Source organism: Xanthomonas arboricola pv. populi (assembly GCF_002939945.1).
GTDB lineage: Bacteria > Pseudomonadota > Gammaproteobacteria > Xanthomonadales > Xanthomonadaceae > Xanthomonas > Xanthomonas arboricola_A.
Window position 1 is genome coordinate 221855 of sequence record NZ_MDEB01000002.1, and the last position, 17831, is coordinate 239685.

The following is a 17831-nucleotide window of genomic DNA, read 5'->3' on the forward strand; positions in this document are numbered from 1 at the left end:
TACCGACCGCCGGCTGTCCGGCGCCTTTCCGACCAGCTGCTGATCACGATGTCTCCAGAATCCGAAATTCGGTCCATGCATAACACCCTGATCCTGTTCGGCGCCACCGGCGATCTCGCCCAGCGCTATCTCTTCCCGTCCCTGCTGCGATTGTTCGTCGATGGCCTACTGCCGGAGGATTTCCGTATCCGTGCGCTGGCGTTGTCGCCACACGACACCGAGGCATTCCGCGAGGTGCTGCGCCCGCGCCTGGTCGCCGCGCTGCCGATCGCCACGCCCGAGCAGATCGAGACGCTGCTGCAGCGGGTCGACTATCGCTCGGTGGATCTGCGCGATGCCGAGTCGGTGGCCAATGCCGTACGCGAGCTGGCCAGCCGCCAGTGCGTGAGCTATCTGGCGATTCCGCCGGGCCTGTACATCAGCACCTGCCAGGGCCTGGCCCTGGGCGGTGCACTGGCCGCGCCGCACCGGCTGATGCTGGAAAAGCCGATCGGCCACGACTCGGACAGCGCCCGCGAGATCCTGCAGTCGATCGGCGCGCTGATCGACGAAGACCGCGTATTCCGCCTGGACCATTACCTGGGCAAGGCGGCGGTGCAGAACCTGATCGCGCTGCGCTTCGGCAATACGCTGCTGGAAGCGGTGTGGAACCGCACCTACATCGAGTCGGTGCAGATCCTGGTGGCCGAAAGCGAAGGCGTGGACGGGCGCGATGCCTATTACGCCCGCTCCGGCGCACTGCGCGACATGGTGCAGAGTCACATCCTGCAGTTGTTGTGCCTGGTGGCGATGGAGCCACCGGCCTCGCTGGAGGCCGACCGCATCCGCGACGAGAAGGTCAAGGTGCTGCGCGCCCTGCGCCCGATGACTGCCGAGCATGCCGCCCATGACAGCGTGCGCGGCCGCTACACCGCCGGCACCATCAACGGCCAGCCGGCGCAGGCCTATCACCCGCCGGAAGGCAGCGACGTGGAAACCTTCGTCGCGGTGACCGCGCATATCGACAACTGGCGCTGGGCCGGGGTGCCGTTCCACCTGTGCACCGGCAAGCGTCTGGCAGAGCGCTCCACCCGCATCGTGGTCACGCTCAAGCCGGTGACGCATTGGCTGTTCGAGCGCCCGGACCGGCAGAACGCGGTGCCCAACCGCCTGACCTTCCAGCTGCAGCCGCAGGAAAACATCGAGCTCGGCCTGATGAGCAGCCTGGCCGGCCCGGAATGGGGCGCGATCGAACTGCAGCCGCTGGAACTGGAACTGTCGGTGCCGACCGGCCTGCATCGTCGCATCGCCTACGAGCGTCTGTTCGTGGACGCCTTCAACGGCAACCCGGCGCTGTTCGTGCGCGACGACGAGGTCAAGGCTGCCTGGTCGTGGATCGACAGCGTCAGCGATGCCTGGAAAGACGCGCAGTTGCCGCTGCAGCCCTACCCGGCCGGCAGTTGGGGCCCCGATGCCGCAGCCCCCTTCCTGCCCCCGGCCACCGACGCACAGGGACACACCGCATGACCGCTCCTTCCAAGCCGGTGCTGGTTGCCGATATCGGCGGAACCAATGCGCGCTTCGCACTGGCCGACGTCGATGCCTCGGTGCCGCTGCTGGATGACACCTCGCGCGAATTTGCGGTGGTCGATTTCGGGTCGCTCGGCGAAGCCGCACGCTATTACCTCGACCAGATCGGCGTGCAGGCCACCCAGGGCGTGTTTGCCGTGGCCGGCCGCGTGGACGGCGACGAAGCGCGTATCACCAACCATCCGTGGGTGATCTCGCGCTCGCGCACCGCTGCCATGCTGGGCTTCAGTACCCTGCACCTGATCAACGACTTCGCCGCGCAGGCCATGGCGATCAGCCTGCTGCGTCCGCAGGACGTGGTGCAGGTCGGCGGCGCCAGCTGGCGGCCGGCGCCGATCGATCAGGCGCGCAACTACGGCGTGATCGGCCCGGGCACCGGGCTGGGCGTGGGTGGGCTGATCATCCGCAACGGGCGCTGCTTTCCGCTGGAAACCGAAGGCGGCCACGTCAGCTTCCCGCCCGGCACGCCGGAGGAGATCCGCATCCTGGAGATCCTCTCCGAGCAGTTCGGCCGGGTCTCCAACGAGCGCCTGATCTGCGGCCCCGGCCTGGTCAACATCCACCGCGCGCTCAGCGAGATCGCCGGGGTCGACCCGGGCCCGCTGCAGCCCAAGGACATCACCGCGCGTGCGGCTGCGGGCGATCCGCGCTCGTCGCGCACCATCGATCTGTTCTGCGCCATCTTCGGCGCGATCGCTGGCGACATGGTGTTGATGCAGGGCGCCTGGGACGGCGTGTTCCTCACCGGCGGGCTGGTGCCCAAGGTGCTGGATTCGCTGCAGCATTCCGGCTTCCGCCAGCGCTTCGAACACAAGGGACGCTTCTCGGCGATCATGTCGCGGGTGCCGTCGCTGGCCGTCATGCATCCGCATGCCGGCCTGCTCGGTGCCGCCGCCTATGCGGTGGATGCGCAGCGTCAGCATCCAGGGGAGCAGCGATGAACCTGCAGGACAATCCGCGCATCACGCTGGTGCGCTACCAAGACCCGGCCGAATGGACCGAGGCGGTCGCCAGCGAGATGGCCGACCTGCTGGAACAGGAGATTTCGCGCCGCGGCCAGGCGCGCATGCTGTTGTCCGGCGGCACCACCCCGGCGCCGGTGTACGAATCGCTGGCGCATCGTCCGCTGGACTGGTCGCGGGTGGAAGTGGGCCTGGTCGATGAGCGCTGGCTCTCGCCGCAGGATCAGGACAGCAACGCCTGGCTGGTGAATCACAGCTTCTTGACCCATGCACCGGCGGCGACCTTCATTCCGCTGGTGCGTCCGGGCAAGCAGTTGCCCGAGTGCGTGCACACCGCAAACCTGCAGGCCACGCATGCCGAACCCGCGTGTCTGGCGGTGCTGGGCATGGGCGGCGACGGACACACCGCCTCGCTGTTTCCGGGCTCGACCGATCTGAGCAAGGCGCTGTCCAGCCCGCAGCCGTACGCGTCGCTGGATGCCACCGGCTGCCCCGGCTCGAATCAGTGGCCGCTGCGGATCACCCTGACACCGGCCGGACTGGCCGCCATCCCGACCCGCCTGCTGTTGCTGCGCGGCAAGCAGAAGCTTGACGTATTGCAGGCTGCGCTGGCGGGCGACGATGTCAGCGAGTATCCGATCCGCGTGGCGCTGCAGCAGCCGGGCCCGAAATTGCGGGTTCACTGGTGTGCTTGAGTGCGAGTCCCTCGCAACAGCCGATTTTGTGCGAGTCCTTCGCAACAGCCCGCACATCCTTGTGCGGGTATCAAGAAGAGCGTGCTTACTTTCCTTCCCCCGTTTCTCATAGCCGGTAGCCAATGAGCCTGCATCCGAACATCCAAGCTGTCACCGACCGTATCCGCAAGCGCAGCGCGCCGTCGCGCGCGGCGTATCTGGCCGGTCTCGATGCCGCCCTGCGCGAGGGTCCGTTCCGTAGCCGTTTGAGCTGCGGCAATCTTGCGCATGGTTTCGCTGCGTCCGAGCCGACCGACAAGTCGCGCCTGCGCGGTGCGGCCACGCCCAACCTCGGCATCATCACCGCCTACAACGACATGCTGTCGGCACATCAGCCGTTCGAGCATTACCCGCAGTTGATCCGCGAGACCGCGCGCACGCTCGGCGCCACCGCGCAGGTTGCCGGCGGCGTGCCGGCGATGTGCGACGGGGTGACCCAGGGCCGCGCCGGCATGGAGCTGTCGCTGTTCTCGCGCGACAACATCGCCCAGGCCACGGCGATCGGCCTCAGCCACGACATGTTCGACAGCGTGGTGTACCTGGGCGTGTGCGACAAGATCGTGCCGGGCCTGCTGATCGGCGCGCTGGCCTTCGGGCATCTGCCGGCGCTGTTCATGCCGGCCGGCCCGATGACGCCGGGCATTCCGAACAAGCAGAAAGCCGAAGTGCGCGAGCGCTACGCCGCTGGCGAAGCCACCCGCGCCGAATTGCTGGAAGCCGAATCGTCCTCGTATCACTCGGCCGGTACCTGCACCTTCTATGGCACCGCCAACTCCAACCAGGTGTTGCTCGAAGCGATGGGCGTGCAGCTGCCCGGTGCCTCGTTCGTCAACCCGGAACTGCAGTTGCGCGATGCGCTGACCCGCGAGGGCACCGCGCGTGCGCTGGCGATCTCAGCGCTGGGCCAGGACTTCCGTCCGTTCGGTCGCCTGATCGACGAGCGCGCCATCGTCAACGCCGTGGTTGCGCTGATGGCCACCGGCGGTTCGACCAATCACACCATCCACTGGATTGCGGTGGCGCGTGCGGCCGGCATCGTGCTGACCTGGGACGACATGGATCTGATCTCGCAGACCGTGCCGTTGCTGACCCGCATCTACCCCAACGGCGAAGCCGACGTGAACCGCTTCCAGGCCGCAGGCGGCACCGCCTTCGTGTTCCGCGAGCTGATGGACGCCGGGATGATGCACGACGACCTGCCCACCGTGGTCGAGGGCGGGATGCGCGCCTATGCCAACGAACCGCGCCTGCAGGACGGCAAGGTCGTCTACGTGCCCGGCACTGCGACCACCGCCGACGACAGCGTGGCGCGCCCGGTCAGCGCCGCATTCGAATCGCAAGGCGGCCTGCGCTTGCTGCGCGGCAACCTGGGCCGTTCGCTGATCAAGTTGTCGGCGGTCAAGCCGCAGCACCGCACGATCGAAGCGCCAGCGGTGGTAATCGATACGCCGCAGGTGCTCAACAAGCTGCATGCCGCCGGCGTGCTGCCGCACGATTTCGTGGTGGTGCTGCGCTACCAGGGGCCGCGTGCCAATGGCATGCCGGAACTGCATTCGATGGCGCCGCTGCTGGGCCTGTTGCAGAACCAGGGCCGGCGCGTGGCGCTGGTCACCGACGGCCGTCTGTCCGGTGCCTCGGGCAAGTTCCCGGCGGCGATCCATATGACGCCCGAAGCCGCACGCGGCGGTCCGATCGGGCGCGTGCGCGAAGGCGACATCGTGCGTCTGGACGGCGAAGCCGGCACGCTGGAAGTGCTGGTGTCGGCCGAAGAGTGGGCATCGCGCGAGGTCGCGCCGAATACCTCGGTGGCCGGCAATGATCTGGGACGCAACCTGTTCGCCATCAATCGCCAGGTGGTTGGCCCGGCCGACCAGGGCGCCATCTCGATTTCCTGCGGACCGACCCGTCCGGATGGCGCGCTGTGGAGCTACGACGCCGAGTACGAACTCGGTGCCGATGCAGCGGCCGCCGCCGCACCGCACGAGTCCAAGGACGCCTGATTCCCCTTCCCTCTGCGCGACCGCCTGGCGGTCGCCGTCTAACGGAGTTGCAATGACGATTGCCCAGACCCAGAACACCGCCGAACAGCTGCTGCGCGACGCCGGCATCCTGCCGGTGGTCACCGTGGACACGCTGGATCAGGCCCGCCGCGTCGCCGATGCGCTGCTCGAAGGCGGCCTGCCCGCGATCGAGCTGACCCTGCGCACCCCGGTCGCGATCGAAGCGCTGGCCATGCTCAAGCGCGAGCTGCCCGACATCGTGATCGGCGCCGGCACCGTGCTGAGCGAGCTGCAACTGCGTCAGTCGGTGGATGCCGGTGCGGACTTCCTGGTCACCCCCGGCACGCCGGCGCCGCTGGCGCGTCTGCTCGCCGACGCGCCGATCCCGGCCGTGCCAGGCGCGGCGACGCCGACCGAACTGCTGACCCTGATGGGCCTTGGCTTCCGCGTCTGCAAGCTGTTCCCGGCCACCGCCGTGGGTGGTTTGCAGATGCTCAAGGGCCTGGCCGGTCCGCTGTCCGAACTCAAGCTCTGCCCCACCGGCGGCATCAGCGAGGCCAACGCGGCCGAGTTCCTGTCGCAGCCGAACGTGCTGTGCATCGGCGGCTCGTGGATGGTGCCCAAGGACTGGCTGGCACAAGGCCAATGGGACAAGGTCAAGGAGAGCTCGGCCAAGGCTGCGGCGATCGTGCGGCAGGTACGGGCTGGCTGATTTACTACGGAGCACCGCAGCCAGTGGCCTGGAAGACTGGGCTTCTGCGTGAAAGAAAGCTGGTTGCTGAGGAAAGCGTGGTTGACTGGCGCTTTATAGTTTCTTGACGAAAAGCACCGTCGTTTGCGCTTTGACTTTGGTTGAGGAAGGCGTGGTTGGCTGGCGCCTTGATTCCGTGCGTGGGAGCGGCCCGCGGGCGCCGGGGCATGACACGCCGTGAACCCGTCCATGGGGGCTCTTACACGACATCCCTGTCGTGTAAGGTCCTGCCCCGGCGCCCACGGACCACTCTTCGAATGGTCCTGTGTTGGCGGAACGGAGAGCAGCGACGACTCGCCGAGGCGGCAGCGTGGCCGGGGATTGGCGGAGAGCGGCACAGGGATGTGCCGCGGCGGCGAGTCAGACAGGATGTCTGACCGAGCCGAGGAGCCAGTCCGCGGACGCGCTGCCGCCCTCACCGAAGCCAGTAACTGACAGGCGGGTTGCACGCAGAGAAACCGTACCCTCCGCGCCCCGGCCCGCGCTTGCGGCGCGGGCGCTCCAAGGCACGCGCGCCCATGGCGCGCAAGCCGTGCCTCCTCGCCCCGCCGGGAGAGGGGTTTTGCGCCTTATGTCAGTCAAGGCTCCAGCGCGCTGGTGGATGCCTTACGCCGGGAGAACTTCAGCAGGGTTGGCGCTCACGACTCCAGCGCAACGCTTGCCGGCGGCGTCTTCGACACGCCACGCGCACGTCGTACCAACGCTGCCGCGCCGTTGCTCATGTCATCGAGAATCGCGTAGATCGTCGGCAGGAACAGCAGGCTCACCACCGTCGAAAACGCCAGGCCGCCGGCGATCGCGCGTGCCATCGGGAAGTACGGCGGGCCGTCGCTGAACATCGTGGTGCTGGTCAGCGAGATCGGCACCATCGCCAGGATGGCGGTGCCCATCGTCATCATGATCGGCCGCAAGCGCTCGCGTGAGCCTTCGATCAGCGCCTGGGTGCGGCCCATGCCGCGGCGACGCAGGTTGTTGATGTGCTCGATCATCACGATGCCGTTGTTCACCACCACGCCCATCAACACCAGAATGCCGATGAAGGACATGATCCCGAACGCGGTGCCGGTGATCCAGAACAGCCAGAACACCCCGAAGATCGAAAACACCACACCGCTCATGATCGCCGCAGGAAACAGCAGCGACTCGAACACCGCCGCCATCACCACGTAGATCATCACCAGCGCGATCACCAGGTTGAACACCATCTGGCCCATCGCTTCGCCGTCGTCCTGGTAATCGCCGCCGTCGAAGGTGTAGCTGTAACCGGCCGGGAAACTCGTCGCCTTGAGCGTCTTTTCCATCGCCTCGCGTGCTTCCGGTACGGTGACCTTGCTGGCCAGATTGGCCTTGATCGTCAGCGTGGTCTGGCGGTTGGTGCGGCCGATCTGCGTGGCGGCCGGGCGAATCTGCACATCCACCAGGCTGAGCAACGGCACGCTGCGGCCGTCCTTGGTACGCACCGTGAAGCTGGCCAGGTCTTCCGGCTTGCTCTGTTCGGCGCCGGCAAAGCGCACCCACACCGGCACCTCGTTGTCGCCGCGGCGGAATTCGCGCAGCGGCGAGCCACGCAAGGCCAGGCCGACGAAGCTCGCCACCTGCTCGGCACTGAAGCCGAAGGCCGCCGCACGCTCGCGGTCCACCCGGATCGCCAACTCGCTGGTGCGATCGCCGGTGTCCACGTGCACATCGCGCAATTCCTTGCGCTGCGCCAGCAGCGGGATCACATCGTCGGCCAACGCCTGCAAGGCCTGGGTCGAGTCGCCGACCAGCTGCACCTGCACCCCTTGATTGCCGCTGCCGCCATCGCCCTGATTGCCGATGCTGTAGTCCGCACGTGCCGAGCGCGGCAATGCCTTGCGGATCTGTTCCAGCAGCGGCGGCAGGTCCTTGACCTTGCCCGCGTCGAAGGTCACGGTGGTGCTGCTGCCTTCCGCCTCGCTGAACCACGAATAGATCTGGGTGATGTGGTACTTGTCGCGGTTGGCTTGCAGGTAATGCTCGACCCGCCCGACCTCCTCGCCCATCTGCTCATGCGTGTACGAGCCTTTCCACTGGTACTGGATGAAGGCCTCGTTGCCGCCATCGCCGCCGAACATGTCGACCTTGGTCAACTTCATCGGCACCAGGCTGATCGCACTGACCAACACGATACCGGCCACGCTCCAGCCGCGATGGCCCAGCGTCCACGCCAGCACCCTGGCGTAACGGCGCTGCAGCCGTGCGATCACGCCGCGCTCGGAACTCACCATCGGCGGTGTCTTCATGCGCGCCGACAACATCGGAATCAGGCTGATCGCCACCAGCCACGAGGCCAGCAGCGACACCGAAATGGTGATCGCGATCTGCGCCATGAAGATGCTGATGTTGTTGGTCTCGCCGAACAGGTTCGGCACGAACACGATGCAATGGCACAAGGTGCCGGCGCTGAGCGCGATCGCCACGCTGCGCGTGCCGAGCAAGGCGGCCAGCTGCGGTCGGCCTGGCATGCGCTCGCGTTCCTGGTAGATGCTTTCCACCACCACCACCGCGTTGTCGACCAGCATGCCGACCGCCAGCAACAGGCCCATCATGGTCAGGATGTTGAGCGTGACGCCGACGAAATACATGAAGCCCAGCGTGATCGCAAAGCAGATCGGAATCGCCAGCGTCACCATCAGCGTCGAGGGCCAGTGACGCAGGAAGAAGAACAGCACCGTGATCGACAACAGCAAGCCCACCGCGCCGGCCTCGGCCAGTTCCGCCAGCGACGAGGTCACCGCCTTGCCCTGGTTGTCGATCACCTTGATCTGCACATCGCGCATTGCAGGTTCGGCGCGAATGTCTTCGACCTCCTTCAACGCCGCCCTGGACACATCCACCAGGTTGGCGCTGCGCTCCTTGTAGATATCCAGCCCGATCGCCGGCCGTCCATCCAGGCGGCGGCCGTAATTCATCCGCGTCGGCTTCAGCCGCACCTGCGCAATATCGCCAAGACGCAGCCCTTTTGCGTTGAGCACCAGCTCGCGCAACTCCTGCAGGTCGCGCAACTCGCCGATCGGCTGTACCCGAATGCGTTCGCCGTTGTCGTCGATCTGGCCTGCCGACACCGAAAAATTGAGTTTGCCCAGACGCTCGCTCAACTCATTGAGGCTGAGGTCGTGCGCAGTGAGCCGGTCTGGCGCGATCGCGATCTCCACTTCGTTCGGCGGTGCGCCGGAGATCTCCACCTTGGCCACGCCGGGAATGCGTTCGATGCGCCGCTTGAACTCGCGGTCGAGCATGTCGTATGCGCCGGTCAGGTCGGTCTGGCTGGCCAGGCGCACCTTGAGCACCGGCTCGTCGCTGCTGGACCATTTGTAAATGTGGAAACGCTGCAGATCTTCCGGAAAATCGTCGCGGATGGCATCCAGCCGCTCGCGCGCATCCGATGCGGCGATGGCGATGTCGCGATCCCAGTCGGAGAACTCGATGAAGATGTTGGCGCCGTCGGCAGTGGCGGTCGAGCGCATGCGCTTGATGCCGGTCATCGTCGCCAGCGCCTCTTCGGCCGGCCGCACCAGATTGCGTTCCACCTCGTCCGGGGTGGAGCCGGTGTACGGCAATTGCACGAACAGGAACGGCGCGGAAATGTCCGGCAGCGCCTCCAGCGGCAGCCGGAACGCGGCAATCAGCCCCACCACCACCAGCGAGACGAAGCACATGATGGTGGTGACCGGCCGACGGATGCTGAAGGCGGCAACGCTCATAGCGCCTCCAGTCCGTCGGAGTTCCCGGGTGCCTGCGCACGCTGCCCGGCCATGCGCCGGCCGCGCTCCAGGTAATACGCATCGGCGCGACGGTCCAGCAGGTCGTACACCACCGGGATCACCAGCAAGGTCAGCAGCGTGGACACCAGCAACCCGCCGATCACGGTGATCGCCATCGGCGCGCGCACCTCGGCACCTTCGCCCATCGCCACCGCCAGCGGCAGGAAGCCGAACAGCGTGCACAGCGTGGTCATCACGATCGGCCGCAAGCGCGAACGCGCGCCTTCGATCAAGGCCTCGCGCTTGGGCACGCCGTCCTCGCGCAACTGGTTGACCTTGTCGATCAGGATGATCGCGTTCTTGGTCACCAGCCCCACCAGCAGGATCAAGCCGATGAACACCACCACCGACACCGGCTTGCCGGTCATCAGCAAGGCCAGCACCGCGCCGACCATCGCCAGCGGGATGGTGAACAGGATGACGAACGGATGCAGCAGCGATTCGAACTGCGAGGCCATCACCAGATAGACCAGGAAAATCGCCAGGCCGAACGCGAACAGCAGCGATTTCACCGATTGCGCCAGCTCCTCGCCCTGCCCGCCGATATGCATGCCCACGCCGGCGGCCAGTGGATCGTTGCGCACCATCGACTCGACCTCGCGCACCGCACCGCCCAGATCCATGTCATGCAGGCTGGCGGACACGATCGCCACGCGGGTCTGGTCGGCGCGATGGATCTCGCTCGGCCCGGTCGTCGCCACCACCTCTGCCACCGCCGCCAGACGCACCGGCCGGCTGCTGCCGGGGTTGACGATCAGCTGCCGGATCGCATCCACACTGGCGCGGTCGCTGTGCTGCGCGCGCACCAGCACATCGATCTTGCGATCGCGAAAGCTGTAACGCGTGGCCACATCGCCGCGCACCTTCTTGACGATGACATCGGCGATCTGGCGCGTGGTCAATCCCAGCGCACCGGCACGTTCCTGATCGAAGCGGATCTGGATTTCCGGGAAGCCCTCTTCCACCGTCGACTTGACGTCGGCATAGTGGCCATTGGCCCGCAGCATCGCCGCCAGTTTCTGCCCGGCACGTTCCAGCTCGCCCAGGTCCTGCCCACGCAGCTCCACTTCCAGCGGCGTGGAAAAACTGAACAACGCCGGCCGTGCAAAATCCACCTGCGCCCCCGGGTGCCCGGCCATGCTGTTGCGCAGCCGCGTGGTGGCCGCCGCTTCCACTGCCGCGCTGCCGCCACCGGCCATCACCACGGTGAGCTTGCCGATGTTCTCGCCGCTTTCGGTGGGATTGGCATCCAGCCGCGTGCCGCTGCCGCTGACGCCATACAACGAGGCGATGCCCGGGTCCTTGTCGTGCGCCAGCTGCAACTCGCGCACCAGCGCGTCGGTCTGCGCCAACGGCGTACCGGAAGGCAGCTTCACGGTCATTTCGAAGCGGTCCTGCGCCAGCTGCGGAATCAGGTCCGCCCCCAGCATCGGCACCAGCAACACGGTGCCGATAAACGCGGCAGCCGCCAGTCCCAGCACCAGGCCGGGCCGCCGTAACGCCGCCGGCAGCATCGCCAGATAGCCACGCTCGGCGCGGCCATACGGCGCCATCGCCAGATCGCTGGCCTTGCGCATCACCGGCGACACCACCCGTGCGATGCCGCGCCACAGCTTGACCACCGCCCATGCAACCGCGAAGAACGCATAGCGCACGCTCGCGCCGGCCCCGCGCCGGCCGGCGGCCACCGGCTTGAGCCAGCGTTGTTGCGGCTGCCACTGCGGGTGGCTCGGCTCGTCCGGGAATGCCATCGGCGGCGCGCCCTTGAGCGAACTCAGCATCGGGATCAGCGTCATCGACACCACCAGCGAGATCGCGATCGCGATCGCCACGGTCAGCGCCTGGTCGCGGAACAGCTGCCCGGCGATGCCCTCGACAAACACCAGCGGCAGGAACACCGCGATCGTGGTCAGCGTCGAGGCCATCACCGCCATGCTCACTTCACGGGTGCCGGCAATCGCGGCATCCAGCACGCTCAGGCCGCGCTCGCGCGCCTTGGCGATGCTTTCCAGCACCACGATCGAATCGTCCACCACCAGCCCGGTGGCCAGCGCCAGCCCGCCCAGCGACATCACGTTGAGGCTCAGGCCCAACTGGCCCATGAAAAAGAACGTGGTGATGATCGACACCGGCAGCGACAGGCTGATCACGAAGGTGCTCCAGCCATCGCGCAGGAACAGGAAGATGATCAGGATCGCCAGCACCCCGCCGATCACCGCATCCTTCTTGACGTCGCTGATCGCGTGCTCGATGAAGTGCGACTGGTCCTCGATGGTGGTGATCTCCACATCGCCCGGCACGGTCGCCTTCAACTGCTCCAGCCGCTTGCGCAGCGCTGCGGCGGTGGACACGGTGTTGGCGTCGCCTTCCTTGTAGATCGCCAGCTCCACCGCTTCCTTGCCGCCCAGGCGGATGATCGCCTCGCGCTCCTTGTAGCCCTGGCGCACCTCGGCCACATCTTTCAATCGCACCGGCATGCCGCCGGCAATACTGCTGCTCGCTGCCGACGAGGTGCTCTGCACTTCGGCCGCCGCGGCCAGCGCCGCCTGCGACCCGGTGGACGCGGCGATCGCATACATCTGCTGCATCGCCGCCTCCGCCGCGCTGCCGCTGCTGCTCTGCGTGGTCACCAGCATGTTGCGGATCTCGTCCAGATCCACGAACTGGTTGACCGTGCGCACCAGGTACCGCTGCGAGCCTTCTTCCAGCCGGCCGCCGGAGATGTTGACGTTCTCCTCCTTGAGCCGGGTGATCACGTTGTCGATCGGCAGGTTGAGCTGGGCCAGCTTCTGCTGATCGATATCGACCTGGATCTCGTCCTCCAGCCCGCCGCCGACCTTGACCGCGGCCACGCCGGCCACCGGTTCGAGCTTCTTTTTCAGATCCTCGTCGGCATAGCGACGCAAGCCGGTGAGCTGGCGGATCGCATCGCTGTCGGAGGACGGCGCCTGCTTCGGCGACAACGCCAGCCGCATGATCGGCTCGGTCGACGGATTGAAGCGCAGCAGCACCGGCGGTTTGGTTTCCAGCGGCAACGACAGGGCTTCCATCTTGTCGCGCACTTCCAGGCTGGCCTGGTCCATGTTGGTGCCCCAGGCGAACTCCAGCACCACATCGCTCTGCCCGGTGCGCGAGATCGACTTGAGCTTGCGCAGGTTCTTGACCACGCCGACCGCTTCTTCCACCGGCTCGGTCACCAGCGTCTCGATTTCCGCCGGCGCCGCGCCGGTGTATTCGGTGCGCACGGTCAGCGTGGGATAGCTCAGATCCGGCAGCAGATTGACCTTGAGACTGCGCAAGGCGATCAGCCCGAACAGCAGCATGGTCACGGTGATCATCGCGATGGTCACCCGCCGCCGCGTGGCGAAGGCCACCAGACCGCCGCCGCCGGGCAACGGCGCATGCGGGTCGTGCACGGGGCCGTGCGGGTTGCCGTGATCGCTCATGAGCGTTTCCCGTCGCTGCCGGTCGCAGGTGCCGCAGCCGCAACCGGCTTGCGATCGGGCTGGCCGATGACCTGCACCGCGGTGCCATCGCGCAGTGCCACCTTGCCAGCGGTGACCACCTGGTCGCCTTCCTTCAGGCCTTGCCGCACTTCCAGCCACGGACCTTCGGCATAACCGAGTTTCACCGGCACCCGGCTGGCCTTGCCGTTGCGCACCACGAACACCGCCGGCTCGCCATCGTCCAGCAGCGCCAGGCGCGGGATCACCAACGCGTCCTTGCGCTGGTCGTAGTCGATGCGGATGCGCCCGAACATGCCCGGCTGCAGCGCTTCGGCGCCCTGGCCGAACGCACAGATCACCCGGAAGGTGCCGCTGCCCGAATCCACCACCGGCGCGATGCGATCGACTTTGCCGATGAACTGCTGGCCGGGCAAGGCATCGGCCAGCAAGGTCACCGGCTGGCCGGATTTGAGCGTGGCCAATTCGCGCTCGGGCACATTGAGCGTGGCTTCCAGCTGCGAGTCGTCGACGATGCGGAAGATCGGCGTGTTGATCTGCACGAAGTTGCCGGTCTTGATCGAGCGCGAGGCGATCACCCCGGAAATCGGCGCCTGCACCGTGGTGTAGGACAGTTCCAGCGATGCCAGGCGGTGCTGCGCGCGGCTGTTTTCGACATCGAACTTGAGCTGGTCGACATCGGCGGCACTGACCAATTGCTGCCCCACCAACTGGGTGGCACGGCGGTAGCTGTTTTCCAGCTTGCGCAGCTGCGCTTCGCTTTGCGCCACCGCCAGATGCGCGCGGTCCGGATCCAGGCGGACCAGCGCCTGGCCCGCGGACACCTTCTGCCCCTCTTCCACCATCACCGCCAGCGCCACGCCGGAGGTCTTTGCCACCACCTGTGCTTCGGCACGCGGCTCCAGTGCGGCGGTGCCGATATAGCTGGCCGCCACCGCACGGCGTGCGGCCTTGGCAATTTCCACCGGCACCGCGTCGACGCTCTTCTTTTCCTCGGCCGCCTTGGCCTCGCCATCTCCGGCCTTGCAACCGCCCAGCAACAAACTTGTGGTGATCAACAGTGCCGCGGCGCAGGTTCCGCTGCGGCCGGGCAAAAAGGAGAGTGGCGACATCGTCGTGTCCTAGTGGATGCGTGAACAGGTGTTGTAGGCAAGTAGACCACCAGGACGATGACGTCGCCAATGCGCCAAAGGTCATGGTCCGTTCAAGTTCGCCTATTCACCCCGTTTGCGCGGGGCCAAATCGCAGGCATACTCGGACCGGTTCCGTCATGCCCCCACGTGCGGACGTTCAATCAGTCTTCCGGATACGAAACCATGCGCCCGCAGCCGCTCGCCGCTTGTCTCGCTCTGGTCGTCTTCCTGCCGTTTGGGGGCGCATCAGCGACACCGTCAGTCCCACCAGCCGCACCCGCCACGCCTGCGCCCGCTGCGGTGGCAACCACACCCGCAGCGCTCACCGGCAACCCGTCCAACGGCCGCTTGCTGGCCTATACCTGTCAGGGTTGCCACGGCGTCACCGGCTACAAGAACGCCTATCCCAGTTATCGCGTGCCCAAGATCGGCGGCCAGTCCAGTCAGTATCTGACCCAGGCGCTGACCGAGTACCGCCAGGGCAAACGCAAGCATCCCACCATGCAAGCGCAGGCGCAGAGCTTTTCCGAGCAGGACATCGCCGACATCTCCGCCTACCTGTCCACCCTCAAATAAGCGCCCACATGCCGAACGCCCTGCACGCTCCGCGTCTAGCCATCGTCCTGGTCGCTGCCCTGATGGTGGCGGCCTGCTCCCAATCCCAGGTGGAGTCCACCGATCGTTCCGCTGGCGATGCCGGCCACGCCAGCGGCGAACATGGCTCCGGTTCGTCCGCCGGGCTGCCGACCGGGCGCGCCGACGCCGGCGACAAGCTGGCACACGCGAAAGGCAAGGCCACCGGCCAGAGCTGCATCGATTGCCACGGCGCCGACGGCAACGCACCCATCGACCCCAGCTATCCCAAGCTCGGCGGCCAGTACGGCGACTATCTTGCGCACGCCTTGCAGGCCTACCGCAGCGGCGATCGCCAGCACCCGCTGATGACGGCACAGGCCACGGCGCTGAGCGATCAGGACATTGCCGATTTGGCCGCCTACTTCGGCACACGGCAGACGCAGCTGCGCGACCTGCACGGTGTCAACTGAGCGCAGACGCGCACTGTGCCCCGCGCACGCTGCGTCTCATTCGGAATGAAAAAGCACTTGCGCGAACATTAACAGGCCGCTATCATTTCGTTCTCAGTTTCGTGGGGCCATAGCTCAGCTGGGAGAGCGCCTGCATGGCATGCAGGAGGTCGGCGGTTCGATCCCGCCTGGCTCCACCACTCCTGGCTTAGGCCGTCAGGATGACAACTCGGGTTTTGATACGCGTCCCCATCGTCTAGAGGCCTAGGACACCACCCTTTCACGGTGGACACCGGGGTTCGAATCCCCGTGGGGACGCCAATCATCTGAAAGCCCCGGCACTGCCGGGGCTTTTTTTTGCGTGTTTTTCAGCATCGATTGCGTGCGCGGTGATTTGCGCACGACGCTCCTGGTGTGGCGTGTCGATCTGTCGATATCGATGACGCAACCGCTCCGCATCATCGCAGTGCGACTTGGACCTTTGCACCGCATCTGCTGCGGTTGCCAGCACCGCTACGCGCAGGGCGTCGAAAGCAGACGCAGCATGTTGCGATGCTGATCGACTCTTGCGCGAAGACTGTCGCACCTGAGCAGCCCGTGGAAGGACGTCACAGCCACTGCATCGTCAGTCTCTATGCCATCAAGCCATCGCCCCTATAGACGACACTGCGATTGATCAGTCTGCGACGCGCGAACGCATCGACTGCTTGCGAAGGCAGGCGCCATGTCGATCGATGCCGCTGGCGAATCCGTCGAGCAAACTTTTTTTGCACGCACCACTTCCCAAGCGTCATCGATGTCGCTATGATCGCCGGCTCGCAGCATCGTGGGGCCATAGCTCAGCTGGGAGAGCGCCTGCATGGCATGCAGGAGGTCGGCGGTTCGATCCCGCCTGGCTCCACCAAAATTCCCGACATAGGCCGTCTGGAATCTACAACCAGGTTTTGATACGCGTCCCCATCGTCTAGAGGCCTAGGACACCACCCTTTCACGGTGGACACCGGGGTTCGAATCCCCGTGGGGACGCCAATCATCTAAAAGCCTCGGCATTGCCGGGGCTTTTTTTTGCCTGAAATTCAGGGGCGCCCTGTTCTACCGCAGGCAGTCGGTGGCGACACGACGCGCACGCAGCGTGTTACTCCATCCACTGCCCGCGTGCACGCGGATCGAGCATGGAGCGGGCGCACTCGATGACACACTTATCCCGCTACCAAATCGAACAAATCCGCACAACGATGCATCAGGTCTGCCCGTCATCCAGCGCCTTGCGGCCTTCGTGCGTGAGATCGATATCGCCGTCTTCGGCCTGTGTCGCATAGCCGGCGCGCACCGCCCAGTTGGCCTCTTCGTCGGCGACCGGCGTGGTGTCGTGGATGTTGCGCAGAATGCGCAGTTGCTGCGAGGAATCAAAGTCCATGAAAGCCACCTGCTTGAAAGAGCTTTCCAAGGTACGCACCGCGCGTGATGGCTGCGTGCCTGCAGGGACAAGGCGGCAACCCGAGCGCATCTCGCCAGAATTTTTCGGCAACCACGCATCATCGATGCGAGCCAGTGGAGCACGCCGCTATGCGAGGAAGAAGCTAACTTCGCCGCGCCAACTGCTGCGCCACGTCGACGACACAACGCCCCCATTGCTGACGGCAATGCTCAGGCGCGGCGATGCGACAGCCGGCAGACGTTCGCCTGTTCCGGCACGACTGTCGAGCGCGCAAAAGAAAAGCCCCTCTGGATATCGCCAGAAGGGCTTGGCTTGTACTGCTACATCCTGGTGCCGAAGGTGGGACTCGAACCCACACGCTTTTAAGGGCGGCGGATTTTGAATCCGCTGCGTCTACCGATTCCGCCACTTCGGCGTGGCCGCGCAGTATAGCGACTTGCGCATGAAACGAACAGTGTCAGAACGCGCCTGACGAATTCAGGTGCAGGCGGAGTCGTCAGCGCCGCGGTGCGGCAGTGTCGATATACTGGCCGACTTAGGTGAAGGAGTAAGCAATGTCGGTGTTGCGTGGACTTCGGGTGCTGGTGGTCGAGAACGACCAGATGAATGCCATGCTGCTCGACCTGCAGCTCGTCCAGGCTGGCGCAGTCGTGCTGGGTCCGGTCGCAGAGGTCGCACAAGCGCTGACGCTGATCAAGACCGATGCGCCGGAGATCGCAGTGCTCGACTACCGTCTCGGCAATGGCGAGACCAGCGAGCCGGTCGCCCGACTGTTGTCGGAGCGCGGGATTCCGTTCGTGCTGGCCACCGGTGTTGCCGGTGGCACCATCCCCGGCGGCTTCGAACGCGGCGTGATCCTGACCAAGCCTTACCTGTCCGAAGAACTGATCGGCGCGCTGTCCAGGGCACGGCAACTGAGCGGTGCCGACAGCTAAGCGCGACCGCCCACCGGTGTGTCGCCAGCATGCGG

At 65.9% G+C, this 17831-nt stretch carries 12 protein-coding genes and 5 tRNA genes; 12 read left to right on the top strand and 5 right to left on the bottom strand.

Annotated features, from left to right (window positions below):
• The first annotated feature begins 75 nt into the window (after positions 1 to 75).
• From zwf to XaplCFBP3123_RS07415, 5 genes are all read left to right on the top strand, one after another.
• Positions 76 to 1506, top strand: a complete 1431-nt coding sequence (gene zwf / locus XaplCFBP3123_RS07395) for a glucose-6-phosphate dehydrogenase (protein ID WP_104533471.1) — start codon at positions 76 to 78, stop codon at positions 1504 to 1506.
• Entirely contained in the window at positions 1503 to 2510 is a 1008-nt protein-coding gene (gene glk, locus XaplCFBP3123_RS07400; protein ID WP_104533472.1) for a glucokinase, read from the top strand. Before zwf ends, glk begins: the two co-directional genes overlap by 4 nt.
• Positions 2507 to 3226 carry a 6-phosphogluconolactonase gene (gene pgl / locus XaplCFBP3123_RS07405; RefSeq protein WP_104533473.1) on the top strand — a complete coding sequence of 240 codons (720 nt, stop codon included), beginning with the start codon at positions 2507 to 2509 and terminating at the stop codon, positions 3224 to 3226. Before glk ends, pgl begins: the two co-directional genes overlap by 4 nt.
• A 122-nt stretch (positions 3227 to 3348) precedes the next feature.
• Positions 3349 to 5265 carry a phosphogluconate dehydratase gene (edd, locus tag XaplCFBP3123_RS07410; RefSeq protein WP_104533474.1) on the top strand — a complete coding sequence of 639 codons (1917 nt, stop codon included), beginning with the start codon at positions 3349 to 3351 and terminating at the stop codon, positions 5263 to 5265.
• A gap of 52 nt (positions 5266 to 5317) precedes the next feature.
• Positions 5318 to 5977 (top strand): bifunctional 4-hydroxy-2-oxoglutarate aldolase/2-dehydro-3-deoxy-phosphogluconate aldolase, encoded by a 660-nt coding sequence (locus XaplCFBP3123_RS07415; protein ID WP_104533475.1) that lies wholly within the window; start codon positions 5318 to 5320, stop codon positions 5975 to 5977.
• Between the two features lie 677 nt (positions 5978 to 6654).
• Here the strand turns inward: XaplCFBP3123_RS07415 and XaplCFBP3123_RS07425 are convergent.
• From XaplCFBP3123_RS07425 to XaplCFBP3123_RS07435, 3 genes are read right to left on the bottom strand one after another with little or no spacing between them, the layout of a single operon-like run.
• Positions 6655 to 9741, bottom strand: a complete 3087-nt coding sequence (locus XaplCFBP3123_RS07425; RefSeq protein WP_104533476.1) for an efflux RND transporter permease subunit — start codon at positions 9739 to 9741, stop codon at positions 6655 to 6657.
• Positions 9738 to 13247, bottom strand: coding sequence for an efflux RND transporter permease subunit (locus XaplCFBP3123_RS07430; protein WP_104533477.1), 3510 nt, complete (start codon positions 13245 to 13247; stop codon positions 9738 to 9740). The genes XaplCFBP3123_RS07425 and XaplCFBP3123_RS07430 overlap by 4 nt, the downstream gene beginning before the upstream one ends.
• Entirely contained in the window at positions 13244 to 14377 is a 1134-nt protein-coding gene (locus XaplCFBP3123_RS07435) for an efflux RND transporter periplasmic adaptor subunit (protein WP_172453142.1), read from the bottom strand. Before XaplCFBP3123_RS07435 ends, XaplCFBP3123_RS07430 begins: the two co-directional genes overlap by 4 nt.
• Before the next feature lie 204 nt (positions 14378 to 14581).
• Here XaplCFBP3123_RS07435 and XaplCFBP3123_RS07440 point away from each other — a divergent pair, with 204 nt between their 5' ends.
• The 6 genes from XaplCFBP3123_RS07440 to XaplCFBP3123_RS07470 all read left to right on the top strand — a co-directional run bounded on the left by XaplCFBP3123_RS07440 (position 14582) and on the right by XaplCFBP3123_RS07470 (position 16452).
• Positions 14582 to 14974, top strand: a complete 393-nt coding sequence (locus XaplCFBP3123_RS07440; RefSeq protein ID WP_104533479.1) for a c-type cytochrome — start codon at positions 14582 to 14584, stop codon at positions 14972 to 14974.
• An 8-nt stretch (positions 14975 to 14982) separates the two neighbouring features.
• Positions 14983 to 15444 (top strand): c-type cytochrome, encoded by a 462-nt coding sequence (locus XaplCFBP3123_RS07445; RefSeq protein WP_104533480.1) that lies wholly within the window; start codon positions 14983 to 14985, stop codon positions 15442 to 15444.
• A 103-nt stretch (positions 15445 to 15547) separates the two neighbouring features.
• A tRNA-Ala gene (locus XaplCFBP3123_RS07450) sits at positions 15548 to 15623 on the top strand.
• Positions 15624 to 15668: 45 nt separating this feature from the next.
• A tRNA-Glu gene (locus XaplCFBP3123_RS07455) sits at positions 15669 to 15744 on the top strand.
• Between the two features lie 507 nt (positions 15745 to 16251).
• Positions 16252 to 16327 (top strand) — tRNA-Ala (locus XaplCFBP3123_RS07465).
• Between the two features lie 49 nt (positions 16328 to 16376).
• Positions 16377 to 16452: transfer RNA gene (locus tag XaplCFBP3123_RS07470), tRNA-Glu, on the top strand.
• Positions 16453 to 16663: 211 nt separating this feature from the next.
• Here XaplCFBP3123_RS07470 and XaplCFBP3123_RS07475 read toward each other — a convergent pair.
• Positions 16664 to 16840: a hypothetical protein gene (locus XaplCFBP3123_RS07475; protein ID WP_104533802.1), complete on the bottom strand. Its 177-nt coding sequence runs from the start codon at positions 16838 to 16840 to the stop codon at positions 16664 to 16666.
• 349 nt (positions 16841 to 17189) lie between these two features.
• Positions 17190 to 17276: transfer RNA gene (locus XaplCFBP3123_RS07480), tRNA-Leu, on the bottom strand.
• 139 nt (positions 17277 to 17415) lie between these two features.
• On the opposite strand from XaplCFBP3123_RS07480, the gene XaplCFBP3123_RS07485 reads away from it, so the two are divergent.
• Positions 17416 to 17796, top strand: coding sequence for a response regulator (locus XaplCFBP3123_RS07485; protein WP_104533482.1), 381 nt, complete (start codon positions 17416 to 17418; stop codon positions 17794 to 17796).
• The last annotated feature ends 35 nt before the right edge of the window (positions 17797 to 17831 follow it).